This window comes from Rhodanobacter sp. C06 (assembly GCF_002001105.1).
In the GTDB taxonomy this organism is placed as follows: Bacteria; Pseudomonadota; Gammaproteobacteria; order Xanthomonadales; family Rhodanobacteraceae; genus Rhodanobacter_A.
Window position 1 is genome coordinate 20,418 of the sequence record NZ_MUNP01000072.1, and the last position, 24,006, is coordinate 44,423.

At 68.2% G+C, this 24,006-nt stretch carries 16 protein-coding genes and 1 pseudogene; 4 read left to right on the forward strand and 13 right to left on the reverse strand.

Going from position 1 to position 24,006, the window contains the following annotated elements; translation table 11 throughout:
* Positions 1 to 80: 80 nt before the first annotated feature.
* The 9 genes from B0E52_RS16010 to B0E52_RS16050 form a co-directional block, all read right to left on the reverse strand.
* Complete coding sequence (locus B0E52_RS16010; protein WP_077485456.1) at positions 81 to 1,373, reverse strand: adenylosuccinate synthase; 1,293 nt, start codon at positions 1,371 to 1,373, stop codon at positions 81 to 83.
* A gap of 122 nt (positions 1,374 to 1,495) precedes the next feature.
* A complete protein-coding gene (gene hflC / locus B0E52_RS16015) occupies positions 1,496 to 2,368 on the reverse strand; it encodes a protease modulator HflC (RefSeq protein ID WP_077485458.1) in 873 nt (290 codons plus the stop codon).
* Entirely contained in the window at positions 2,365 to 3,444 is a 1,080-nt protein-coding gene (gene hflK / locus B0E52_RS16020; RefSeq protein ID WP_077485460.1) for an FtsH protease activity modulator HflK, read from the reverse strand. The genes hflC and hflK overlap by 4 nt, the downstream gene beginning before the upstream one ends.
* A gap of 141 nt (positions 3,445 to 3,585) precedes the next feature.
* A complete protein-coding gene (gene hflX, locus B0E52_RS16025; protein ID WP_077485461.1) occupies positions 3,586 to 4,920 on the reverse strand; it encodes a ribosome rescue GTPase HflX in 1,335 nt (444 codons plus the stop codon).
* 72 nt (positions 4,921 to 4,992) lie between these two features.
* The gene (hfq, locus tag B0E52_RS16030) at positions 4,993 to 5,280 is read right to left on the reverse strand and encodes an RNA chaperone Hfq (protein WP_077485463.1); all 288 of its coding nucleotides are present in this window, start codon (positions 5,278 to 5,280) and stop codon (positions 4,993 to 4,995) included.
* A gap of 152 nt (positions 5,281 to 5,432) precedes the next feature.
* Positions 5,433 to 6,383, reverse strand: a complete 951-nt coding sequence (gene miaA / locus B0E52_RS16035; protein WP_077485465.1) for a tRNA (adenosine(37)-N6)-dimethylallyltransferase MiaA — start codon at positions 6,381 to 6,383, stop codon at positions 5,433 to 5,435.
* Between the two features lie 211 nt (positions 6,384 to 6,594).
* The gene (locus B0E52_RS16040; protein WP_077485467.1) at positions 6,595 to 8,745 is read right to left on the reverse strand and encodes a S46 family peptidase; all 2,151 of its coding nucleotides are present in this window, start codon (positions 8,743 to 8,745) and stop codon (positions 6,595 to 6,597) included.
* A 121-nt stretch (positions 8,746 to 8,866) separates the two neighbouring features.
* On the reverse strand, positions 8,867 to 11,005 hold the full coding sequence (locus tag B0E52_RS16045) for a S46 family peptidase (protein ID WP_254426840.1): 2,139 nt from the start codon (positions 11,003 to 11,005) through the stop codon (positions 8,867 to 8,869).
* A 141-nt stretch (positions 11,006 to 11,146) separates the two neighbouring features.
* Positions 11,147 to 13,330 (reverse strand): hypothetical protein, encoded by a 2,184-nt coding sequence (locus B0E52_RS16050; RefSeq protein WP_254426839.1) that lies wholly within the window; start codon positions 13,328 to 13,330, stop codon positions 11,147 to 11,149.
* A gap of 409 nt (positions 13,331 to 13,739) precedes the next feature.
* On the opposite strand from B0E52_RS16050, the gene tdh reads away from it, so the two are divergent.
* The 3 genes from tdh to kbl all read left to right on the forward strand — a co-directional run bounded on the left by tdh (position 13,740) and on the right by kbl (position 19,824).
* Positions 13,740 to 14,774 (forward strand): L-threonine 3-dehydrogenase, encoded by a 1,035-nt coding sequence (gene tdh / locus B0E52_RS16055; protein ID WP_174575581.1) that lies wholly within the window; start codon positions 13,740 to 13,742, stop codon positions 14,772 to 14,774.
* 149 nt (positions 14,775 to 14,923) lie between these two features.
* On the forward strand, positions 14,924 to 18,523 hold the full coding sequence (locus B0E52_RS16060) for a DUF748 domain-containing protein (RefSeq protein ID WP_077485473.1): 3,600 nt from the start codon (positions 14,924 to 14,926) through the stop codon (positions 18,521 to 18,523).
* A 104-nt stretch (positions 18,524 to 18,627) separates the two neighbouring features.
* Positions 18,628 to 19,824 carry a glycine C-acetyltransferase gene (kbl, locus tag B0E52_RS16065; protein WP_077485475.1) on the forward strand — a complete coding sequence of 399 codons (1,197 nt, stop codon included), beginning with the start codon at positions 18,628 to 18,630 and terminating at the stop codon, positions 19,822 to 19,824.
* A gap of 40 nt (positions 19,825 to 19,864) precedes the next feature.
* Here the strand turns inward: kbl and B0E52_RS16070 are convergent, their stop codons facing one another.
* Positions 19,865 to 20,590 (reverse strand): hypothetical protein, encoded by a 726-nt coding sequence (locus B0E52_RS16070; RefSeq protein ID WP_077485477.1) that lies wholly within the window; start codon positions 20,588 to 20,590, stop codon positions 19,865 to 19,867.
* Between the two features lie 120 nt (positions 20,591 to 20,710).
* On the opposite strand from B0E52_RS16070, the gene B0E52_RS16075 reads away from it, so the two are divergent.
* Positions 20,711 to 21,580, forward strand: a complete 870-nt coding sequence (locus B0E52_RS16075; RefSeq protein ID WP_168174209.1) for a LysR family transcriptional regulator — start codon at positions 20,711 to 20,713, stop codon at positions 21,578 to 21,580.
* A gap of 15 nt (positions 21,581 to 21,595) precedes the next feature.
* Here the strand turns inward: B0E52_RS16075 and B0E52_RS16080 are convergent, their stop codons facing one another.
* From B0E52_RS16080 to B0E52_RS18740, 3 genes and pseudogenes are all read right to left on the reverse strand, one after another.
* Entirely contained in the window at positions 21,596 to 22,372 is a 777-nt protein-coding gene (locus B0E52_RS16080; protein ID WP_174575582.1) for a pseudouridine synthase, read from the reverse strand.
* Positions 22,373 to 22,451: 79 nt separating this feature from the next.
* Complete coding sequence (locus tag B0E52_RS16085) at positions 22,452 to 23,516, reverse strand: OmpA family protein (protein ID WP_077485482.1); 1,065 nt, start codon at positions 23,514 to 23,516, stop codon at positions 22,452 to 22,454.
* 350 nt (positions 23,517 to 23,866) lie between these two features.
* Positions 23,867 to 24,006, reverse strand: a pseudogene (locus B0E52_RS18740) (OmpA family protein); the annotation flags it as partial.

Sequence of the window (24,006 nt, forward strand, 5' to 3'; positions counted from 1 at the left end):
GCCCGGCGTCATTCGCCGGCAAAGCGAAAAGGGCCCCGCATGCGGGGCCCTTTTCCTTGCACGAGTCGGACCGCGACCGATCAGGCGAACGGATCGTCCAGCACGATGGTGTCATCGCGGTCGGCACCGGTGGCGACGATCGCGAGCTTGCAGCCGGACAGTTCCTCCACCGCGCGCAGGTAGGCGCGGGCGGCGGCAGGCAGCTTGTTCCAGTCGCGGATGCCGGCGGTGGATTCCTGCCAGCCCGGGAACTCCAGGTACACCGGCTTGCACTCGTCCCAGCCGTCCGCGTCCAGCGGCGCCAGCTCGCGGCGCTTGCCGCGGTATTCGTAGGCGATGCAGACCTTGATCGTCTCCAGGCCGTCGAGCACGTCGAGCTTGGTGATCGCCAGGCCGTTGATGCCGTTGATCTGCACGGCACGCTTGAGCGCGACGAGGTCGATCCAGCCGCAGCGGCGCGGGCGGCCGGTGCTGGCGCCGAACTCGTTGCCGACCTTGCGCAGGCGCTCGCCCATCTCGTCGTGCAGCTCGGTCGGGAACGGACCGCCGCCCACGCGCGTGGCGTAGGCCTTGCAGATGCCGAGCACGTAGTCGATGTCGTGCGCGCCCACGCCGGTGCCGGCCAGCGCGCCGCCCACCGTGGTGTTGGACGAGGTGACGTAGGGATAGGTGCCGTGGTCAATGTCGAGCAGCGCGCCCTGCGCGCCCTCGTACAGGATGTTGCCGCCCTGCGCGCGCACGTCGTGCAGGATGGTGGCGACGTCGTCCACCAGCGGCTTGATGTATTCGCCCCAGGCCAGCGCGTCCTTCAGCACGGTGTCGTAGTCCACCGGCTCGGCCTTCAGCCACTGGGTGAGGATGAAGTTGTGGTAGTCCACCGCGGTCTTCAGCAGCGCGGGCAGCTCGTGCGGGTACATCAGGTCGGCCACGCGGATCGAGCGGCGCGCCACCTTGTCCTCGTAGGCGGGGCCGATGCCGCGGCCGGTGGTGCCGATCGCGCTCTTGCCGGCGGCCACTTCGCGCGCTTTGTCCACGGCGATGTGGTACGGCATGATCAGCGGCGTCGCCGGGCTGATCTTGACGCGCGAACGCACGTCCACGCCGTTCGCCTCCAGCTCGGCGACTTCCTTGATCAGCGCCTCGGGCGACAGCACCACGCCGTTGCCGATCAGGCACTGCGCGTCGTCGCGCAGGATGCCCGAGGGGATCAGGTGCAGCACGGTCTTCTTGCCCTTGATGACCAGGGTGTGGCCCGCGTTGTGGCCGCCCTGGAAGCGCGCCACCGCGCTGACCCGCTCGGTCAGCAGGTCGACGATCTTGCCCTTGCCTTCGTCGCCCCACTGCGCGCCGAGGATGACTACTGACTTGCCCATGATGCTCTCGCTCAAGTTGCGGCGCCCCTTGGGGGCGCGAAAAGGTAACCGTGTCGGCGCGTAGCCGCCGTGAACTCTTCCAGTGATGCACGCGCCATGTCGCCATCCCGGCGACGCGGCGCTCAATGCTTGGCCGGCTCCGGGTTGCCGAAGTAGCGCAGGAATTCCGAGTCGGGCTTCAGGATCAGCACGCCGTTGCCATCGTCGAACGACTTCTTGTAGGCGGCGAGGCTGCGGTAGAACGCGAAGAATTCCGGATCCTGGCTGTAGGCCTGGGCGTAGATCGCCGCGGCCTGGGCGTCGCCGTCGCCGCGCACCTTGGCGGCGTCGCGCTCGGCGTCGGCGCGCAGCACCTGGCCCTGGCGGTCGGCGTCGGCCTTGATCTTCTCCGCCGCTTCCTGGCCGGTGTAACGCAGTTCGTTGGCCAGCTGCAGGCGCTCGGCGCGCATGCGCTTGTACACCGATTCGCTGACCTCGTCCGGCAGGTCGATGCGCTTGATGCGCACGTCGACCACGGCGATGCCGAGGTTCTTCCGCGCCGAGGCGTCGGTCTGCTGGCGCACCCGTTCGGTGATGTCCTTGCGGCCGCCCGAGATCAGGTCCTGCAGCGTGCGCGCGTTGAACTCGAAGCGCAGCGCATCCTTGATGATCGGGGTGAGCCGCTGCTCCGCCTGCAGCTGGTCGCCGCCGGTGGCACGGTAGTAGGCCGCGTTGTCGGCGATCCGCCACTTCACGTAGAAGTCGACGTTGACGCTCTTCTTCTCGGAGGTGAAGTAGCGCTCCGGCTGCGCGTCCAGCGACAGGATGCGCTTGTCGAAATGCAGCACCTGCTGGACCACCGGCAGCTTGAAGTGCAGGCCCGGCGCATAGTCGGCACGCACGATGCGACCGAACTGCAGCAGCAGCGCGCTCTGCCCCTCGTTCACCACGAACATGCTGTTGAGGCCGAGCAGGGCCAGCACGATGACGACGACGATCGCGACGATCTTCTTCATGGCTGGCCTCCCTTTGCCGCGGCCGCATCGCTGCCGGAGCCGGCCGAGGCCGAGGTCGCCGCGGCGGCCTTGCCGCCGGTGTCCCCAGCATCGCGCGCCTTTTCACCGGCCGGCAGGTTGATGATGTTGCGGCCGCCGGAACCGTCGATCACCTTCGGGTTGTCGGCCATCACCTGCTCCATCGTCTCCAGCCACAGCCGCTTGCGGGTCACCGCGGGCGCGGCCTTGTATTCCTTCAGCAGCAGCTCGAAGCGCGCGGCATCGCCTTGCGCACGCGCGACGCGCTCGGCCTTGTAGCCCAGGGCCTCGGCGGCGATGCGCGCAGCGTCGCCGCGTGCCACCGGCACCACCTTGTTGGCGTAGGCCAGTGCGTTGTTCTCGATGCTCTGCTTGTCCTCGCGTGCGTTGTTGACGTCGTCGAAGGCGTCCTTCACCTCGGCCGGCGGCGCCACGTTCTGGAAGCTCACCTCGGTGACGCGCAGGCCGCTGTGGTAGCTATCCAGCGTCTTCTGCAGCGCCTGCTGCGCCTCGGTCACCAGGTTCGCGCCGGCGGCGGAAAGGATCTGGTCCATGTCGCTACCGCCGACCACCGAGCGCACCGCGGCCTCGGCCGCCGCGCTCACGCTGCCGTCCGGGTCGCTCACCGAGAACAGGTACTTGCGCGCATCGTCCACCTGGTACTGCACGGTGAAATCGATGGTGATGATGTTCTCGTCGCGGGTCAGCATCGAGACGCGGTCGTTGATCGAGCGGATGCGCGTGGCCTCGACCTTGTCCACCGCCTCGAGCGGGCGCGGCAGCTTGAGGTGGAAGCCCGGCGGCAGCGTGCGCGAGTACTCGCCGAAGCGCAGCACCACGCCGACCTGGCGTGCGTCGATGATGGTGTAGCTGCTCATCAGCAGGCCCACCACGACCAGCACGAGGATCGCGGTGAGGATGCCGCCGGGGCCGCGGCCCAGCCGGCCGAAGTGGTCGCCGAGGTTCTTCAGCAGCTGGTCCGCCGAGAACTTGCTGCCGTTCGGGCGCTGCCGGTTCCAGGGGTTTTTCTGCCCGCCACCGGGTTCATTCCAGGCCAATGTCAGTCTCCTTCGGGCCGCTGGGGAGGCCGGCAAACCGCGCCGGAACACATCAGGTTGAACAGAAATCGCATGAGGCGTGACCGGGCTGCCTATCGAGGTGGCGCCGAAGATTTTTCGGCCGCGCAAACGATTGGGATTCTAGCAGAGCGGGGCGGAATCCGGGACTGGAGCGACCAGCAGCGCACGCAGCAACTCGGTTTCCGCCGCGCTGCCGCCGTTGAGCGGCGCGATCACGCTGCGCGGCGCGTCGATGCGCAGGCGCCAACCGTGCTCGTCCACCTGCTCGGCAGCGATCGCACCCACCGCCTTGAGCCGCGCGTGCAAGCGTCCCGCTGTCAGCGGCAGGCGCAGCTCGGACTGCACCCGCTCGCCTCCCAGCAACTCGCCCAGCGCCTGGCGCAACAAGTCGATACCTGCACCCGTCGCAGCCGACAACCACACCGCCTGCGGCCGGCCCTCGGCATCGCGGTCGATGCGCGGCTGCATCCCGACATCACCTTCCATCAAATCAATCTTGTTGAACACCCGCAGCTGCGGCACGTCGCCTGCGCCGATCTCCTCCAGCACCTGGTCGACCACGCGGCGCAGCGGTTCGCGCTCCTCGTCGGCGGCGTCGCTGACGTGCAGCAGCACGTCGGCGTCGCGCGCCTCGGCCAGGGTGCCGCGGAACGCGGCGACCAGGTCGTGCGGCAGCTCGCGGATGAAGCCCACGGTGTCGGCGATCACCGCCGGGCCGCAGGCGAGGTCGTCGAGCCGGCGCACGGTGGGGTCGAGCGTGGCGAACAGCTGGTCGGCGGCGTACACGGCGCCGGCGGTGAGCGTGTTGAACAGGGTGGACTTGCCGGCGTTGGTGTAGCCGACCAGGGCCACCCGCGGCACCGTGTTGCGCAGGCGCGCGCGACGCTGCTGGCCGCGCTGGGTCTGCACTTTTTCGAGGCGTTTGGTGAGCTGTTTCACCCGCTCGGCAAGCAGGCGGCGGTCGGTTTCCAGCTGGGTCTCGCCGGGGCCGCGGTTGCCGATCGCACCGCCGCGTTGGGCGTCCAGATGGGTCCAGCCGCGCACCAGCCGCGTGGCGAGATGCTTGAGCTGGGCCAGCTCCACTTCCAGCTTGCCTTCGTGCGAGCGGGCGCGCTGGGCGAAGATGTCCAGGATCAGGCCGGCGCGGTCGACCACGCGTGCGCTGAGGTGCTTTTCGAGGTTGCGCTCCTGCACCGGACTGAGCAGGTGGTCGACCAGCACCAGGTCGGCGTCCAGCGCGCGCACCATCTCGGCCACTTCGTCGGCCTTGCCGCTGCCGACGTAGAAACGCGGATTGGGTGCCTCGACGCGGGCGGTGACACTGCCCAGGATCTCGGCGCCGGCGGACTTCACCAGTTCGGCGAACTCGGCCGCGCGGCGTTCGGCGTCGCCACCACCACGGGCATGCGGGAGCACGAGGATGGCGCGCTCGCCTTTCTTCTGACGGTCAAACACGTGGGACGACGGCCTCTGTGCGTGGACGGAACCGAAGGCATTCCGTCTTCATGTGGGCCGACCGGCGATCAATCAAGCATCCGGCGCGTCGGCGGCCGGGGCGGCATCGGCATGCCCCTCATGTCCGTCGTGACCCTCGTGGCCATTGCCGAGGCGCACGTTGCGGCTGGGCACCACGGTGGAGATGGCGTGCTTGTAGACCATCTGGCTGACCTGGTTGCGCAGCAGCACCACGAACTGGTCGAAGGATTCGACCGTGCCCTGCAGCTTGATGCCGTTGACCAGGTAGATGGCCACCGGCACGCGCTCGCGGCGCAAGGCATTCAGAAAAGGATCCTGCAGCGATTGTCCCTTGGACATTTCTTGTTCTCCCCTGAGCGGCGAACCGGCCGGGGAAAAAACGCCTGTGGCGCCCCGGCCCAACTGCAGCGATGTTAACCGGGTTCAAGGGCTTGAAGGAAGCGGTTTTTTGGGGAATCGGCGCACGAAAACAAGGCCTCGCCACAGCCCACTCACGCCGGCGTGCCGAGGAACAGCCGCACGGCCTCGCCTGCCTGCGCCAGCGGCGGCGCGGCTTCGGGATCGAAGCTGCGCGCATCCAGTTCCGAGCGCAGCCAGGTGATCTGCCGTTTGGCCAGCTGGCGGGTGGCGAAGATCGCACGCTCGCGGAACTCCGCCCGGTCGAAACAGCCGTCCAGATGCTCCCAGCCCTGCCGGTAGCCCACCGCGCGGATCGCCGGCAGGTCGGCATGCAGGTCGCCGCGCGCGTGCAGCGCGCGCAACTCGTCGAGGAAGCCCGCCGCCAGCATCGTGTCGAAGCGCTCGGCGATGCGTGCGTGCAGTGGCTTTCGATCGCCCGGCAGCAGGGCCAGCTTGAGCACGCGCCACGGAAACACCGCGCCGTGACCGCCGCGCTGCAGTTCGGACAATGGACGCCCGCTGAGGGCGATCACCTCCAGCGCGCGCTGCAGGCGCTGGGCGTCGTTCGGACCGATGCGTACCGCGGCGGCGGGATCGAGCTGCGCCAGCCGCGCGTGCATGGCCGGCCAGCCGATGCGTGCGGCCTCCTCGCCGAGGCGCGCGCGCAGCGCCGGATCGGCCTCGGGCAGATCCGACAAGCCACGCTGCAAGGCCCGGAAATACAGGCCGGTGCCGCCCACCAGCAGCGGCACCCTGCCCCGCGCCGTGCTCGCCTGCATCGCCGCCAGCGCATCGTCGCGGAACTCCGCGGCGGAATACGGTTGCGCCGGGTCGCGGATGTCGATCAGCGCATGTGGCCAGCGTTTCAACGTGGCCGCGTCGGGCTTCGCCGCGCCGATGTCCAGGCCGCGATAGACCAGCGCCGAATCCACGCTGACCAGCTCCACCGGAAACCGATCCGCCAGCTCGCAGGCAAGCGCGGTCTTGCCCGAGGCCGTGGGGCCCATCAGGAAGATCGCGAGCGGGCGGGTATCGAGGCTCATGCGTGATGGCAGGGAAACCGGATGCGCAAGGGTAACCCAGCGCAGCTGCGCAAAACTTCGGCAATCCGTGCCAAGTGCTTGTCGCGACGGAGCGAAACGGACTTGTCCACACGCTTGTCCAGCACGTATCCACATCTGCTGTGGATAGAACCGCGCGCCGAAAAACGAAGGGCCGCCCGGAGGCGGCCCTTCGCGTCGTGCGCCGTGCGGCTTACGTCGCCGGCACGCCCATTTCCTTGAGCAGGTCGTCGGCGTGGTCGAGCTGGTGCATCACCCACAGCATGTAGCGCACGTCGACCTGGATCGAGCGGTTGAGCTGCGGGTTGAACAGCCAGTCGCCGCTTACCGACTCCCAGTTGCCGTCGAAGGCGAGGCCGACCAGCTGGCCGTTCGCGTCCAGCGCCGGCGAGCCGGAGTTGCCGCCGGTGATGTCGAGGTCGGCGAGGAAGTTCACCGGCAGCGTGCCCAGCTTGGGCGAGGCGTAACCGTCGAACGCCTTCGCCTTGATCGCGGCGAGCTCGGCCTTCGGCGCGTCGAACGGCTCGACGCCAGTGTCCTTCTCGACGATGCCTTGCGCGGTGGTGAACGGCGCGTAGCTCACGCCATCGCGCGGCGCCACGCCTTGCACGTTGCCGAAGGTGACGCGCAACGAGCTGTTCGCGTCCGGATACACCGGCATTCCCTGCGACTCCTTCCACGCGATCATCGCCTGCATGTAGCGCGGGCGCAGCTTGCTCATCTCGCCGGCGCGGGCGTCCTGCACCTCCTCCAGCTTCTTCAGCTCCGGCTGCACCGCGCGGGCCAGCTTGAGCATGCTGTCGCCGCTGGCGTCGATCGCCTTGCTGTCGGCCGCGAACCATTTCATGCGCGCATCGACCTTGCCGAGCTGGCTGCCCGCGTACAGCGCGGCGACCTTGGCCTTGAGCTCGGCGGGAGTCCTGGCGCCACCCAGCCACGCATCCAGCGCGGGCAGGCGCTGCGCCTGCGGCAGGGCCACGTAGCGCACGAGGCCGTAGACCATCAGTTGCTGATCCACGCCCGGGTCGTAGCGGCGGTCCAGCTGCTTCAGGCCACCCTCGATGCGCACCCAGTCGCGCTGCTGGTAACCGGCGTCGCGCTCCAGATCGGCCTTGGGCCGCTCCTTCGCCAGATGCACCAGGCGAATGGCGGTGCTGAACAAGGAAGAGCGTTCGACCAGGCCCAGCGCGAGGTTGCGGTCGCGGTCGGCGCGCTCGACGGCGATCGCCGCGCGCAACTTGCCGATGTCGGCGGCCAGCGCAGTGTTCTCCGCGCCGCCCTGCTGCTTCAGCCACGCTTCCAGCTGCGCTTCCTGCGCCTGCTTCACCGCCACCGCGTCGGCGCGGCGCAGGCCTTCGAGCTGGCCGCCGAAATTCTTCAGGTAGTTGTTGAGGCCGGCCACCATGCTGGCGTATTTCACCGCCACGCCGGGATCGGCCTTGCCGGCGGTGTTGATGACGTCCAGCGTGTCCTGGTAGATGCCGATCTGGGTGGGATAGGTGTAGTCGATCGCGCTCTGCACTTCATCGGCGAGTCGGTAGCGGTTCGTGCGGCCCGGGTAGCCGGTGACCATCACGTAGTCGCCCGCCTCCACACCCTTCGCGTTGACCTTGAGCACGTGCTTCGGGCGATATGGCACGTTGTCCTTCGAGTAGGCGGCGGACTTGCCGTCCTTCGACACGTAGGCGCGCAGGTAGCCGAAGTCACCGGTGTGGCGCGGCCACATCCAGTTGTCCACGTCGCCGCCGAACTTGCCGATGGACTGCGGCGGCGCGTAGACCAGGCGCACGTCCTTGATCTCCAACTGCTTGATGAGCTGGTAGCTGTAGCCGCCGTGGAAGGTGTAAACGTCGCAGCGGTAGCCTTCGCTCTCGCAGTCCTTCACCTGCTGCTTGATCGCCTGCTCGATCGCCTTGTAGCGCTCGGCGCCGCTCATCTTGTCGTTGAGTTTCGCGGTGATGTCCTTCGTCACGTCGCGGATTTCCTCGGTGACGAAGATGCGCGCGGACGGGCCGGCGGACAGTTCCTCGGCACGGGTCTTGGCGAGGAAGCCCTTGTCGATCAGGTTGTTCTCCGGCGTGGAGTTCAGCTGCAGCGCGCCGTAGACGCAATGGTGGTTGCTCACCGTCAGGCCCTCGGGCGAGACGAAGGAGGCGGTGCAGCCGCCCAGGCTCACGATGGCGCCCAGCGGGTAAGCGGTAAGGTCGGCCAGCGTGTTCGGGGCTAGCTTGAGGCCGTGCTGCTTCAGCGTGGCGGCGATGCCCGGCAACTGGGCGGGCTGCCACATGCCTTCGACGGCGTGGGCGGACGAGATCAGGCCGAGGGACACGGCCGCGGTGAGCATGAGACGACGCACGGAAACCTCCAGGTAAAAAACCGCCGCGGCTGCGGCTGTGACGCAAGAACTTTCGAGTTATGCCCGAGCCGGGCCGGCGCGGCATATGCCGCAAGTCATGGTTGCGTGTTCAGTGCGCGGGCGTGCCCAGTTCGGCGAGCAGCCAATGCGCGGGATAGACCTTGTCGATCAGCCAGCGCATGTAGCGCAGGTCGACGTGGATCGCGCGCTTGTAGCGCGGGTCGAACATCCAGCTGGCGCTGACCGCTTCCCAGTTGCTGTCGAAGTTGAGCCCGACCAGTTCGCCCTGCGCGTTCAGCACCGGCGAGCCGGAGTTGCCGCCGGTGGTGTCGAGGTTGCTGAGGAAGTCCACCGGCATGGTGGCGGACTTCGGGTCGAGGTAGCCCGCGTAGTCGGCCTTGGCGATGGCGTCGAGCAACGGCTTGGGAGCATCGAACGGCTCCTCGCCGGTGTTCTTCTCGACGATGCCGGCGGTGCTGGTCAGCGGCGCGTAGCTCACCGCGTCGCGCGCCTTGAGCGGCGTGACCTGGCCATAGCTCACGCGCAGGGTGGAGTTCGCGTCCGGATAGACCGCGCGGCCCTGCTGCTCGCGGTAGGCGATCAGCGCCTGCATGTAGGCCGGGCGCAGGCGCAGCAGCTCGCCCTCGCGCGCCTTGCGCTCGTCGTCGAGGCGCAGCAGCGCCGGTTGCAGCTGCGCGGCCAGTTGCAGCAGCGCATCGTCGCTGGCGGCGAGCGCGGCCGGCGCGGCTTTGAGCGCTTGCAGGCGTTGCGCCTCGTCGCCCAGCTGGGTGGCGGCGTAGACGCGATCGAGCGTGGCCGCCAGCTCGGCCGGCGTGCGGCCGAACGCGGCATCGAATTCGGGCAGGCGCTGCACGTCGGGCAGTTGCTGGTAGCGAACCAGCAGCGTGGTCAGCAGGCGCTTTTCCACCACCAGGTCGTAGCGGCGCTGCACCTGGCGCAGCTGGCCGGCGATCAGTTCCTCGTCGCGCTGCTGATAGCCGCTCTCGCGATCAGCGTCGGGCTTGCCGCGCTCGTGCGCCAGCCGCTGCAGGCGCAGCGCCGAACGCAGCAGCTGGCTCTGCGACTGCACGAGGCCGAGCAGCAGGTCGCGCTCGCGACCCGCGTTGCCGGCGGCGATCTCGGCCTTGGCGGCGTCGATCTGCGGGCGCAGCGTGCGCGCGTCGGGCTGCTTGCCCAGCCACGCCAGCATCGCGGCCTCGTCCTGCCGGCGCACCGCGATCGCGTTGCTGCGCTGGAGCCCCTCCAGCTCGCCGCTGAAGCGCTTGATATTGTTCTTCAGCGACTGCAGTTGCGAGGCGTAGCGGATCTTCGCCTGTGCATCCGTCTTGCCGGCGTCCTCGATCACGTCCTGCAGCGCCTTCATCGTCGCCACCGCCGCGGGCAGGCGCCACTCGACCTGGTCGGCGAACTCGGCGGCAGTGCGGTGGCGGTAGGTGATACCGGGATAGCCGGCCAGCATCACGTAGTCACCCTCGTTGACGCCGTCGCGGGCGAGCCGCAGGTGCGCCGACGGCACGTAGGGGCGGTTCTCCTTCGCGTAGTCCGCCGGCTTGCCGTCAGGACCGACGTAGGCGCGCAACACGGTGAAGTCGCCGGCGTGGCGCGGCCACACGAAGTTGTCCACCTCGTCGCCGTAGTTGCCGATCGCGCGCGGCGGCGCGTAGACCAGGCGCAGGTCGCGCAGCTCCAGCTGCTTCACCAGGTAGAAGTCGCGCCCGTAAAACATCGTGGCCACGCTGCAGCGCACGCCGCCCTGGCGCTCGCATTCCGCCACCAGCGCCTTGCTCGCCGCGTCCACCGCGTCGTAGTAGGCGCGGCCGGTCTTGCCGCGCGCGCCTGCCAGCACCTTGTCGGTGACCTTGTCGAAACCCGTGGTCACCAGCAGGCGGAAGTCGGGATTGGCGGGCAACTCCTCGCTGCGGTTGCCGGCCACGAAGCCGTCGCGGATCAGGTTGCGCTGCGCATTGGAGTTGTACTGGATCACCCCGAAGGCCACGTGGTGGTTGGTGAGCACCAGGCCCTGGTCGCTGACGAAGGCGCCGGTGGCGCCGCCCACCTTGACCACCGCGTTCAGCGGCGCCTTGGTGAGGTCGGCCAGCTCGGCGGGCTTGCCCCGGAAGCCGGCCTTGCGCAGCTGCTCGGCGATGTCCGGCAACTGGGACGGCATCCACATGCCTTCGTCGGCCTGGGCGGCCGGCGCCATCAGCATGGCGATCGCCAGCCCCATCGTATTCAAGCGCATTCGTCTTACCCGCGGATGTTCGTAACAACTTGCGACCATAGGGCGTAGCGGCCGCGCCGGCAAGCCGCCGCCACGCGACAGGCCGGCGGCGAACGGCGGCGCCGCGTTGCCGCCTTGTGGCAATCGTCAGTGACAGGCCGGCGCGATGTCCGCAGCCGGCGGAGGAATCGCCAGGTACACCGTGCTCCACAACTGCGCGGCGTTGGCCTCGTCCTCGTGCGCGCCGGCCGCACCGAACGGCTCGACGTGGTAACGGTCACCGGAGTATGTCCACGACCACAACTCCGAGTCGCGCATCGACCGGGTGGCGCAGATGCCCTGCCACAACCTGGCCTGCGCCTTGGCCAGCCGCGCACGCGTGGCTTCCGGCAGGTCGGCGCGGGCCGACTGGCGACGCAACCCCGCCGCCAGCAAGGCCTGCTGCCAGGACCACACCACGGTGCCGTGATAGGCGTTGCTGCCGAACAGGGGCCACGCGTCGCGGGCCGCATAGGCAGGATTGGCCACGACCATGCCCACGCCGGTCATCAGGCCGGCGGGAAACGGCCGCAACATGTCCTCGACATAGCGATCCAGCGTCGCAACGTCCGGCTGGCCGAACAACAGGTCGAAGCCTTCGTCGGAATGCAGGATCGGCACCGGGCGCCCCTGCGCGTCCAGCGAGATGGCGGGGAACCGCAGCCCTCCATCCGGCAAGGAGGCCAGCGCGGCGGCGGCGGGTACGCCGACCTGCGCCGCATAGGCGCGCACCTGCGCCGCTGCCTGCGCATGGTCCAGGCGCACGGCGAACATCGCCGCGGCGTGGCGTTCCCACGCGTCGGCATGGGCGGCGCCGGTGCGCAGGCGCGCCCGCTGGGCCGGCGTGGTGTAGTCGTCCAGCAAGCCGGCATCGAGGAAGCGGCCGATGGCGCGCAAAGCCGCCGGCACCCAGACCACGTTGACGTCGTAGGGGTAGCGCCCGCCGCCGATGCCGGCGTTGCTGTCGCGCCACTGCCCTACCTGGCTGCCCGGCTTGAGTCCGATCAGGTTGGCGTATACCGGTTGGCGCGCGAAGGCCGCGCTGCTGGCAGCGACGTACAACAGGTTGCGCACCAGCGCATCGCCTTGCCGCTGCCCCGGACCGCCCTCGGCGAGAAAAGCCTGTGCGCCGGCGCGACCGCGCGCATCGTCCAGCAGCCACGCCGCGGCGACCGGCGCCAGCATGTAGTTGCCGTCGATCATCTGGTAGTCGTAGACCGGGCGATCGGAGCGCTTGCCCTCCTTCTCCAGATGATCCAGCACCGCGAACTCGCCGATGCCCTCCTCGTGCGCCACCTCGCCGTCGGGTGCAAGCCGTGTGAGCACCGAGGCGATGCCGGCGTCCACGGCGGCGGGTTGCAGCACCGGCATCAGCAGGCGCAGCGACATCAGCGTGTCGCGGCCGAAGTAGGTGTCGAAGCGCCAGGAACCGGCGAGGAACTTCTGCTGATAGCTGAGGAAGCGCAGCACTTGCTGACTGCGCGTGTCGTTCTGCACCTTGTCATTGAACAGGTGGACGAGCGGGGTGAGCGGCGGCTCGCCCGTGGTGGCCTCGATGCGCAGGTGCAGCGCCTCGCCGGCATGGTCCGGGCGCAACACGATGCGGCCGTTGTCGCGCTGGAAGCGGCCGTTGTCGGTGCTCAGCGACAACTCGTAGCCCGGTGCGCCGTCCAGCCGCCGGCGCTGCCAGCGCAGCGAGCGATCGGCCAGCTGCGGCGCAGTGGCCACCTGCTCCGGATAGACCTGCTCGAGCTGGTAGTCGCGCAGCACGCGGATGCTGCTCAATACCGCATCCTTCAGCACCAGCGGCTCGGCGGCACTCACGCTGGCCTCGGCCACGATGCCGTTCATGGCATGGCCGTCGACGGTGCGCTGCAGCCCCCGCACCTTGTCCAGCGTCCAGCGTACCGGGGTGGTGGTCGGCTCGAACCACACGCCCACGCCGCTGTTGCCGGCCGGGAACGCCACCAGCACGCGGGGACGATCGCCCGAGCTCAACAGCAGGTGGGCGGCGATGTCGCCCTGCTGGTAGAACGCGTTCTCGATGCGTCCCTCGGTGACGCGGAACTGCAGCGGCGGCGCGGCGCCGGGATCGCGGACCTGCGTCGCCGCGGCGGGCGTCAACCCCGCCAGCGCCAGGGCCAACAGCAGCGCCGTCCGGCGGCGCAGCTGGGCGCCGAAGCAGCGCCCGCGCATGCGTTGCCCACGCGGCACGCCCCGTACCAGACCCATCGACTGCAAGCGCATGGCTTTCCCCGGCAAGGTTTCGTTGGAGCCTGCGACCTTAGTCATGAAACCGCCCGCAAGGCAATCTCGCGGACACCCGTGTCGGGGGCCGCCTGGCGGGGCCGTATCCGGGACAGCGCCTGGGTGGGCAGCACCTCATCGCATCGACGCCACGACCGTTCAAGCAGGCATGCCCATCCCCGCGTCGCTGCTCGGATACATCGGGCGTCAACGATCTGCCGAAACCGCCCCGATGCTGGATGCGATTCCGCCCTGGTTGTGCAGCCGGACGCAAAGACCTGGCGGGCTCGGCTCGAGAACGGCGTGCAGCTGGCCGTGTGCTTCGACGGCGAGCCCCAGCAGACGCTCAACGCGCGTCGATTGAACGCGCCGCAACACGTGGCGACTGGCGGTTGCGGCAAGGATCTATAATCGGCGTTTTCCCCGCCCGTCCGGGCCAGCCATTGGATTCCCCATGCCGCAGACGATGAAAGCCCTGGTCAAGCGCAAGCCCGAACAGGGCATCTGGATGGAAGAGGTGCCGGTGCCCGAGGTCGGCCCGAACGAGGTGCTGATCAAGCTGGAGAAGACCGCGATCTGCGGCACCGACCTGCACATCTACAAGTGGGACGAATGGTCCCAGCGCACGATCAAGCCGGGCCTCACCATCGGCCACGAGTTCGTCGGCCGCATCGTGGAGATCGGCCCCGGCGTCACCGGCTACAAGGTCGGCGACCGCGTCTCCGCCGAAGGCCACATCGTGTGCGGCCACTGCCGCAACTGCCGCGCCGGCCGCCAGCACCTGTGCCCGAACACCATCGGCATCGGCGTGAACCGCAACGGTGCGTTCGCCGAGTACATGACCATGCCGGCGTCGAACCTGTGGCCGATCCCGGACCAGATCCCGTCCGAGCTGGCCGCGTTCTTCGACCCCTACGGCAACGCCGCGCATTGCGCGCTGGAGTTCGACCTGATCGGCGAGGACGTGCTGATCACCGGCGCCGGCCCGATCGGCGTGATCGCCGCGGGCATCGCCAAGCACGTGGGCGCGCGCAACGTGGTGGTCACCGACGTCAACGACTATCGGCTCAAGCTGGCCGCCGACATGGGCGCCACCCGCGTGGTGAACGTGGCGAACCAGTCGCTGAAGGACGTGATGAAGGACCTGCACATGGAAGGCTTCGACGTGGGCCTGGAGATGAGCGGCAACCCGCGCGCCTTCAACGACATGCTCGACTGCATGTACCACGGTGGCAAGGTCGCCCTGCTCGGCATCCTGCCCAAGGGCGCGGGCATCGACTGGGACCGGGTGATCTTCAAGGGCCTCACCCTGCAGGGCATCTACGGCCGGCGCATGTACGAGACCTGGTACAAGATGACCCAGATGGTGCTCACCGGCTTCCCGCTGCAGAAGGTGCTGACCCACCAGATCCACATCGACGATTTCCAGAAGGGCTTCGACCTGATGGACGCGGGCAAGTGCGGCAAGGTGGTCTGCTCCTGGAACTGAGTGGTCGTCGCGACGGCGTCATGCCCTCGCCGTCGTCGCGACACCTCGACGCGGTATCTGCGTAAACTTTCCCGGCCGGCATGGCTGCCGGCCAGGGGAAGTACCCGGCGACCATCGCCGGTCCATGACGCCAACGGGATACCGCCAGCATGAACGATCCTCGCCCTTCGGCCGCCTCCCGTCTGGCGATGGCACGCAGCCACGCGGAACGGCTGTATCGCTCGCATCGCTCGCGCAAGATCGCGCTGATCGTCGCCATCGTGCTGGTCGTGTTCGGCCTGCTCGGCTTCTTCGCCGCGCCCCCCATCATCCGGAGCCAGTTGCAGACGCGGCTGACCACCCTGCTCGGCCGCCCGGTCAGCGTGGGCGCCGTGCACCTGAATCCGTTCACCCTGCGCCTGCAACTGGACAAGCTGCATATCGCCGAACGCGACGGCCATTCGCCGTTCGTCGACGTGGACGCGCTGGTGGTCAATGCCTCGTGGACCTCGCTGTTCCGCATGGCGCCGGTACTGGACGAACTCTCGCTGCAGCACCCGCAGCTGCATATCGCACGCACCGCGCCGCAGCAGTTCAACTTCTCCGACCTCATCGACAAATTTGCAGGCGGCCCGCCGAAGCCGGACAGCAAGCCGGCGCGCTTCGCGCTGTCCAACATCAGCGTGCACGACGGCGACATCGTGTTCGACGACGCGGTGACGAAGTCCACCCACCGGATCGACCATCTCGAACTCGGCATCCCGTTCATCGCCAACCTGCCGCGCGACACCGACGTGTTCGTGCAGCCGCTGCTGGCCATGGACGTGGACGGCAGCCCGCTGCGCATCGCCGGCCAGACCAAGCCATTCGCGGACAGCCGCGAGTCGGTGATGAGCTTCACGCTGGACCACCTCGACCTGCCGCGCTACCTCGGCTACGTGCCGGCGAAGCTGCCCGTGGCGATACCGCGCGGCCAGCTGTCTGGCCAGCTCGAACTGCACTTCGTTCAAGCGAAATCCGGCCCGCAGGTTCGGCTCGGTGGCCAGCTGCAACTGGACGACTTCGCGCTGGCGACACCCGACGGCGCACCCATCCTCGAACTCGGCCATGCCGGCGCAACGCTGGACGACGTGGAGCCGCTGCTGTCGCGCTACCGCCTGGGTGCGACGCAGTTGGACAAGCTCGACCTGCATTACACCCGCAAGCCCGGCGGCCACAGCGATTTCGACGCGCTGACCGGCGGCACTTCCGCCCAACCTGCTGCTGCCACGCCGGCAGCACCCGCCACCGAGGTGCGCATCGCCACGCTAGGCCTGCAGGACGGACACTTCGAATACACCGACGCCAGCGGCCGCAAGCCTGCCACGCTGACGCTGGGAAACATCCACGGCACGCTGCGAGGCCTGTCCACGGTGGCCGCGCCGCCGGCCGCACTGGATATCGCCGCCACGCTCAACGGCGGCAGCCTCGCCATGAACGGCAAGCTCGACGTGGCGAACAGCCGTTACGACGGCAAGCTGGGCCTCAAGGGCGTGGGCCTGGTTCCGTTGCTGCCACTGGCGCCGCCGCTGCTGAACGCCGATCTCGCCAAGGGCACGCTCGACGCCGACGGCCAGCTGCAGGCGGATTGGGGCAAGGCCTTCAACCTCACGCTGCAAGCAGCCACCGCAACAGTCAACGATCTCGCCCTGCAGCAGGACAAACGCACGCCGCTTGCATGGCAATCGCTCGAAGCCGGCATCACACGCTTCGATCTCGCCAGCAGCACGGCACAGCTCGACCACGTGACCCTGCACGGCCTGCGGGTCGAGGCGCGTCGCCTGCAGAACGGCAGCCTCGACCTGAGCGACCTGATGAAGTCCGAGCCGCCGCATGGCTCGCGCAAGCCATCATCGCCATCGCCCAGCTGGCACTGGAGCATCGCCCGCGTCGGCATCGACGGCACGCTGGCGCTCACCGATCCGCGCATCGCCGGCAGGCGTGGCCGCACCGAACTCAAGCTGGCGCACGCCAGCATCGACGGCCTCTCCGACGACATGCGCAAGCCGCTGAAGCTGGCGGTGGACGGCGGCATCGGCCGCGGCAGCCTGCGCGTCGAGGGCCGGCTGCGCCCGCAGCCGCTCGACGCCGACCTGCGCGTACGCGCCACCCGCCTCGACATCGCCCCGCTGCAGTCGCTGGCTACGGTGCCGCTCAACGTCACGCTGACCAGCGCCCTGCTCAGCGCCGACGGCCGCGTGCGCTACCGCGACCACCGGCCACAAGCGCTGCTGGACTGGCGCGGCCGCGTCACCCTGGGCAACGTGCGCGTGCAGGACAAGCTCACCGGCGACGACTTCCTGCACTGGAGCTCGCTCAACGCCAGCGGAATGAACGTGCGCCTGGGCGAGGACGTGCCGCATGTGTCGGTGGCCGGGCTGGCGCTGGATAACTTCTATGCGCGCGTGATCATCAACGCGAGCGGACGGACGAACCTGCAGGACGTGGTGGCCAATCCGGCTGCCGCGCCCGTCTCGGTGACCCAGGCACGGAAGACGCCAGCCGCACCTGCGCCGAAGCCGCTGGCAGCGCTGGCCCCGGCCAGCACGACCGCCGCACCTGCCGCCGACATCCAGATCGGCCAGATCACCCTGGCCCGCGGCCACCTCAATTACACCGACGACTTCATCAAGCCGAACTACACCGCCGACATCACCCAGCTCGACGGCAAGGTGGGCGCGTTCGGCACGGCCGGCGGACCGCCCGCCGACCTCACCCTGCAAGGCCAGCTCGACGACAACGCGCCGGTGGACATCACCGGCACGATCAACCCGCTGGCGCCGGTGGCCTTCCTCGACGTGAAGGGCAAGGCCGACGGCGTGGAGCTCACCCACCTGTCGCCGTACTCGGGCAAGTACACCGGCTACCCGATCACCAAGGGCCGGCTGACGATGGACGTGCACTACCAGCTCGACAACGGCAAGCTCGACGCCAACAACCACATCTTCATCACCCAGCTCAGCTTCGGCGACGCCATCAAGGGCCCCGGCATCAGCCACTTGCCGGTGAAACTGGCGGTGGCGCTGCTGAAGGATGCGGACGGCAACATCGACGTCAACGTGCCGGTATCCGGTTCGCTGGACGACCCTAAGTTCAGCGTGGGCAGCCTGATCTGGCACGCCTTCGTCAACCTGATCGGCCGCGCCGTGACCTCGCCGTTCCGGCTGATCGCCTCGGCGATGGGCGGTGGCGGCAAGCAGCAGGACCTGGGCTACGTGACATTCGCCCCTGGCTCGGCCGTGCTCGATGCGAAGGCGCAAGACAAGCTTGCGCAGATCGTGAAGATCCTGCAGCAGAAGGCCTCGCTGAAGCTGGACATCACCGGCCGCATCGACCCGAAATTCGACGAGAGCGGCCTGCGCAAGGTGATGGTGGACGAACAGGTGCAGCGCGAGGCCGGCGATGGGGTCGACCTCGCCAAGCTCACGCCCGAGCAGTACGACAAGTACCTGAAGAAGGCGTACAAGCACGCCAAGTTTCCCAAGCCGCGCGATTTCGTCGGCCTCGCCAAGTCGCAGCCGCCGGACGTGATGCGCAAGCTGCTGGAAACCAACGTGCCGGTGGACGCGGACGCCCTGCGTCATCTCGCCGAGCGTCGCGCCGACGCGGTACGTACGTGGCTGCATGGCAAGCTCGACGATAGCCGCGTGTTCGTGCTGGCACCCAAGCTCGATACCAAGGGCATCGACGACCAGGGCAGGACCACCCGCGCCGATTTCGGATTGCATTGAGCCGCGAGGCGACAGCCGCTGCCGCGATGCGGCGGCTGTCAATGGTTTTCCCCCGCGCGCGAAAGGCTCACAATCGGCCTTTCCCTCCACTGCGGAACCCCACCATGAGCTACCCCGGCCAGGCGCGCTACGCCAGCGAACTTGCATCCATCCGCGAGCAGGGCCTGTTCAAGGCCGAGCGCGTGATCGTCTCGCCGCAGTCGGCCGAGATCGAGCTGGAAGGCGGCCGCAAGGTGCTGAACTTCTGCGCTAACAACTACCTGGGCCTGGCCGACCATCCGGACGTGATCCAGGCCGCGAAGGACGCGCTGGACACCCACGGTTTCGGCATGGCCTCGGTGCGCTTCATCTGCGGCACGCAGGACCTGCACAAGCAGCTGGAAGCGAAGATCGCCCGTTTCTTCGGTACCGACGACACCATCCTCTACGCCGCCTGCTTCGACGCCAACGGCGGGCTGTTCGAGCCACTGCTGGGCGAGCAGGACGCGATCATCTCCGATGCGCTCAACCACGCCTCCATCATCGACGGCGTGCGCCTGTGCAAGGCCAGGCGCTATCGCTACGCCAACAGCGACATGGCCGACCTGGAGCAGCAGCTGCAGGCCGCCGACGCGGCCGGCGCGCGCACCAAGCTGATCTCCACCGACGGCGCGTTCTCGATGGACGGCTTCATTGCGAAGCTCGACCAGATCACCGCGCTGGCGGCAAAGTACAACGCGCTGGTGCACATCGACGAATGCCATTGCACCGGCTTCCTCGGCGACACCGGTCGCGGCTCGGCCGAAGTGCATGGCGTGCTGGACAAGATCGACATCTTCACCGGCACGCTGGGCAAGGCGCTGGGCGGCGCGCTGGGCGGTTTCACCAGCGGCCGCGCGGAGATCGTCGAGATGCTGCGCCAGCGCTCGCGGCCGTACCTGTTCTCCAACTCGCTGCCGCCGCACGTGGTAGCCGCCGCGATCAAGGTGTTCGACATGCTTGAAGCGGCCGGCGACCTGCGCGCGAAGGTCAAGGAGAACACGCGCTATTTCCGCGAAGCGATGACGAAAGCCGGCTTCGACATCAAGCCCGGCGTGCATCCCATCGTGCCGGTGATGATCTACGACGCGCCCAAGGCGCAGGCGATGGCCACGGCACTGCTGGAGGAAGGCATCTACGTCACCGGCTTCTTCTACCCGGTGGTGCCGCAAGGCCAGGCACGCATCCGCACCCAGATGAGTGCGGCGCATACCCGCGAGCACCTGGATCGCGCGATCGCGGCGTTCACCACGGTGGGGCGCAGGCTCGGGGTGATCGGCTGAACACGGCAAGGGGGAGCGAAAGTCTTCGCTCCCCAACCTGTCAATGCAGGGCGCTCAGTTCGGGACGATAGCGCCACGTTTCCGTCGTGGCCGATTGCACCGCCTCCGCCACGTCGCGCTGGGCCGCCTCGTCGCCTGCCAGCAGCGAGCCGAGGCTGCGCTCGTGACGGTCGTAAGCGGCCCAGCCATCGCGCGCCACCAGCAGCATGTATTGCGCCGACTCGCCACCTGTGACCAGCCGGTACCAGGTATGCGCCGGCGCGCCATGCTCTTTCCGCAAGGCGTCACGCGCAACCGCCAACGCGCGCTCGAAGCGCGCCTCCATGCCCAGGCGCACCCGTACGCGGGTTACCTGCATGGTGGCGCTGGGCTTGAGGTTCTCCAGCGGCGTACCGGTGCTGACCTCGCGCAGCAGGACATAGGTCGGCTGTCCCATCGGCGTGGCGTAGGGCGCCACGTTGACGCGGAAATCGGCGCCGTCGCCGGCCACGTCCACCCGGCGGTCGAAGGCAGCGAACGGTTCGCCCACGCTGGCGTCGACGAAATCGCCGCTGCGTTCGCCGTCCTCGATGGTCCAGCCGTACCACGACAGCGGATCGCGATGGGCGCGATGCCAGTCCAGGTGCTTGCGGTAGCCCGCCTCGAACTTTTCGGCGGCGCCGGACTGCATGCGATAGACGTAGAAGTGCGCGGCGTCGCCCGAAGCGGCATGGACAGGCAAGGCCAGGCCGAGGGCGAGAAGGAACGCGAAGCGGCGATGGATCATGGGTGATTCCTGGTAGGGGAGAGAGGCTGCGATTCTCGACTTGCCGCTCCGCTCGCGGCCATGCGATTCTTTTTGGCCTCGTGGCGAAGTTTTTTTTCGCCCTCCCCGTGGTTTCCGTGCATGAATGTGGAATTGCGCTACCTGCATGCGTTCCGCGCCGTCTGCGAAGGCGGCAGCCTGCGCGCGGCGGCCGCGTCCCTGCACCGCACCGAGCAGGCGGTGAGCTACCAGTTGCGCAAGCTGGAGGAAGCGCTCGGCATGCCGCTGTTCCATCGCGGGCAGGGGCCGCTGGCACCGAATGCAGCCGGCGAACGCCTGCTGGCGTTCTGCCGCGACATGGGCCGCGACTGGGCGAAGGTGCACGAGGCCTTGCACGACGAACCCGTGCAACCGCTGCGCGTCGCCTCGGTGAGCGGCTTCGGGCGCTATGAGCTGCTGCCGCTGTTCCGCGAGGGCCCCTTGGCCGATGTACCCATACGCATGAGTTTCCCCACCGCCGGGGAAGTGGTGCGGCTGATGGAGGCAGGAGCAAGCGATCTGGGTTTCGTCCACCTGATGCTGCCGCATGGATCGTTGCGCCTCGTCGCCGTCGGCACCGAGGAAGCCGCGCTGATCGCCCCCGCGCGCCAGCCATTGCCCGCCCTGGATGCCGCCACGCTGGCCATGGTCGATTACGTCACCTACGACGAGAGCGACTACGTGTTCGCCACCTGGTTCACCCAGGTGCTGGGCGAGAAACCCGCGGGCCTGCGCAGCGTGGCGCACTTCGAGGAGTTGGAAGAAGTCCTGGACTGGGTGGCGTCAGGGCGCGGCCTGTCCATCGTGCCGCGCGCCTGCGCGCGTGAGGCCGAGGCGCGCGGCGAGGTCGTGGCCGTGGGGCGCGAGGGCCGGCCCTGCCTCAACACGATCTATGCGGTGATGGCCCCCACCCGTGCGCATCCGGCGATCGAGCGCACGCTGGACGTGGTACGGAAACGGCTGGGCGCCTGACCGGCGACACCGGGATCAACGCGAGAGCGCGGCCGCTTCGTCCGGCCGCAGGTGCCGCCACTGCCCCTTGGCCAGCTCGCCCAGCGGCAGGGCACCGATCGCCACGCGAATCAGGCGCAGCACGCCGATGCCATGCGCGGCCAGCAGGCGCCGGATGTGGCGGTTTCTGCCCTCGTCCAGCACAACCTCCAGCCACGCGTTCTTTTCGCCCGCACGCAGCAGCACGGCCCGCTTCGCGGCCAGCCGCTCGCCTTCGTCGACCATGCCATGGACGAGCCGGTCGAGCAGCGCCGCATCCGGCACGGCGTCGATCTGCACGTGGTAGGTCTTGTCCACGTGATGACGCGGCTCGGTGAGGCGGGCGGCCCAGGCGCTGTCGTTGCTCAGCAACAGCAGGCCCTCGCTGGCCTTGTCCAGGCGACCTACCGGACCCAGCCAGGGCAGGCCGGCATTCTTCAGCAGGTCATAGACGGTGTCGCGGCCGCGCTCGTCGGCGGCGCTCACCACGATGCCGCGGGGCTTGTTCAGGGCGATGTAGACGCGCCGCGCCGCGCCCACCGGCTCGCCATCGAGCAGGATGCGCTGGCGTGTGATGTCAGCCGGGCGCTCGGGGTCGAGCACCACGCGTCCATCCACGCTCACCCTGCCTTCGCGCACGGCCTTCTCCGCTTGGCTGCGCGAGCACACCCCCAGCTTGCTGAGCACGCGCGCAAGCCCGTGCCGTGGTGCTGCTGGTGGCGCTGCGGCGCGGCGCGAGGCGGTTTGCCTGCCCTGCCCTTGCTTACGATCCATGCCTGCCATCGTGCCCCAGTCCTCCCAAAAGAAAAGCCCGGCATGCGCCGGGCTTTTCGTGACACTGCGACAAGTCCGATTACTGCTGGACCTGCAGCTCCACGCGGCGGTTCTGCGCACGACCCGCGTCGGTGGCGTTGTCGCCGATCGGGTTGTCCGCACCGTGGCCGATCGGACCTTCCAGACGGTCCGCGGTCACACCGTGGCTGGTCAGGTAGTCGTACACGATCTGCGCACGACGCTCCGACAGCGCCTGGTTGTAGTCCGGCTTGCCCTTGCTGTCGGTGTAACCCGCCACCGTCACGTGCACGTCCGGATAGCGCTTCAGCGTATCCACCGCCTGATCCAGGATCGCGATCGAGTCCGACGTCGGCACGGCCAGTGCCTTGTCGATTTCCGACGCGTGCACCTGGCCCTTCTTCGGGTAGTCGAACTTGAAGTTCACGCCACGCAGGTCGATCACCACCTTCTGCGGCGCGGGTGCCTCAGCCGGCGGCGGCGGGGGCGGCGGCGGCGCAGCCACCGGAGCCGGAGCAGCAGGCACCGCGCCGAAGCGCGACACGATGCTCAGGCCCAGGAACCAGTCGCCGTAACCGCTCTTGTTCGGCTGGCTCTTGTCGTCCCAGTCGTAGCGGTAGCCGCCTTCCACGCGCACGTCGGAGCTGTCGGTGATCGACTTGGACAGGCCCAGGCCCAGTTCGGCCGCCGGCGCCCAGTCGCTGTCCACCGGATCCTTGTGATGGCTGCCCATCACGGCGCCCAGCAGGTAGGGGCGGAACGACCAGTTCGTGAAGTACCAGCGCGCGGCGACGCCGACGTTGTTGCTGGCCCAGTTGCCGGCGTTGTGGTCGATCTTGCGCTTGGTACGGTCGAAGAACACGTCCAGCGAGAGATCCGGAGTGAAGAATTTGCCCACGCCAAGGCCATAGTAGAACTGGCGGCTGTGCGTGTTGCGGTCCGTGTCGTTGTAGTAGCCGCCGATGGTCGGCGCGATGTACCACCGGTCATCGAAGCCGTTCGGCCACGCCGGTGCGGCGGAGCTGTCGCTGCTGCCCGTGGTCGTCGCCGTGCTGTCCTGCGCATGGACGGCACCCACGCCGCCCAAGGCCAGGGCAACCATGAAATAAAGGCCCTTGTGCTTCATCAGGTCTCTCCTCGTCAATTTGGTCTTCGCGTCCGTTACACGCCAAACGAGCACTGCTGTGGCGTTGCTTTTAACGTCTTCAACGGCTTGTAACGCTTTGTGCTTGGCGTCCGTACTCTGCAAGCGGGAGCAAGTGTAGCAAAATCGTTAAACTTCACGCACGGGCATCAACAGCTTTTGCACTACTCAGTACACTAACGTTCAGGGTTGGAGATCGCCATTTCCCTACTCCTGCCGACGTATATTTTTTGTATTGAATGCCCTTGATCCGATCGAATCGACCGGTGTCATCCCGCTCACGAAAAAGCCCGGCATGCGCCGGGCTTTTCGTGACACTGCGACAAGTCCGATTACTGCTGGACTTGCAGCTCCACGCGGCGGTTCTGCGCACGACCCGCGTCGGTGGCGTTGTCGCCGATCGGGTTGTCCGCACCGTGGCCGATCGGACCTTCCAGACGGTCCGCGGTCACACCGTGGCTGGTCAGGTAGT

Coding starts and splice junctions, on each gene's coding strand:
- B0E52_RS16010 (WP_077485456.1), bottom strand. CDS start 1,373: ATGGGCAAGTCAGTAGTCATCCTCGGCGCGCAGTGGGGCGACGAAGGC.
- hflC (WP_077485458.1), bottom strand. CDS start 2,368: ATGAAGAAGATCGTCGCGATCGTCGTCGTCATCGTGCTGGCCCTGCTC.
- hfq (WP_077485463.1), bottom strand. CDS start 5,280: ATGTCCAAGGGACAATCGCTGCAGGATCCTTTTCTGAATGCCTTGCGC.
- miaA (WP_077485465.1), bottom strand. CDS start 6,383: ATGAGCCTCGATACCCGCCCGCTCGCGATCTTCCTGATGGGCCCCACG.
- B0E52_RS16040 (WP_077485467.1), bottom strand. CDS start 8,745: ATGCTCACCGCGGCCGTGTCCCTCGGCCTGATCTCGTCCGCCCACGCC.
- B0E52_RS16045 (WP_254426840.1), bottom strand. CDS start 11,005: ATGGGGCTGGCGATCGCCATGCTGATGGCGCCGGCCGCCCAGGCCGAC.
- B0E52_RS16050 (WP_254426839.1), bottom strand. CDS start 13,330: ATGACTAAGGTCGCAGGCTCCAACGAAACCTTGCCGGGGAAAGCCATG.
- tdh (WP_174575581.1), top strand. CDS start 13,740: ATGCCGCAGACGATGAAAGCCCTGGTCAAGCGCAAGCCCGAACAGGGC.
- B0E52_RS16060 (WP_077485473.1), top strand. CDS start 14,924: ATGAACGATCCTCGCCCTTCGGCCGCCTCCCGTCTGGCGATGGCACGC.
- kbl (WP_077485475.1), top strand. CDS start 18,628: ATGAGCTACCCCGGCCAGGCGCGCTACGCCAGCGAACTTGCATCCATC.
- B0E52_RS16070 (WP_077485477.1), bottom strand. CDS start 20,590: ATGATCCATCGCCGCTTCGCGTTCCTTCTCGCCCTCGGCCTGGCCTTG.
- B0E52_RS16075 (WP_168174209.1), top strand. CDS start 20,711: ATGAATGTGGAATTGCGCTACCTGCATGCGTTCCGCGCCGTCTGCGAA.
- B0E52_RS16080 (WP_174575582.1), bottom strand. CDS start 22,372: ATGGATCGTAAGCAAGGGCAGGGCAGGCAAACCGCCTCGCGCCGCGCC.
- B0E52_RS16085 (WP_077485482.1), bottom strand. CDS start 23,516: ATGAAGCACAAGGGCCTTTATTTCATGGTTGCCCTGGCCTTGGGCGGC.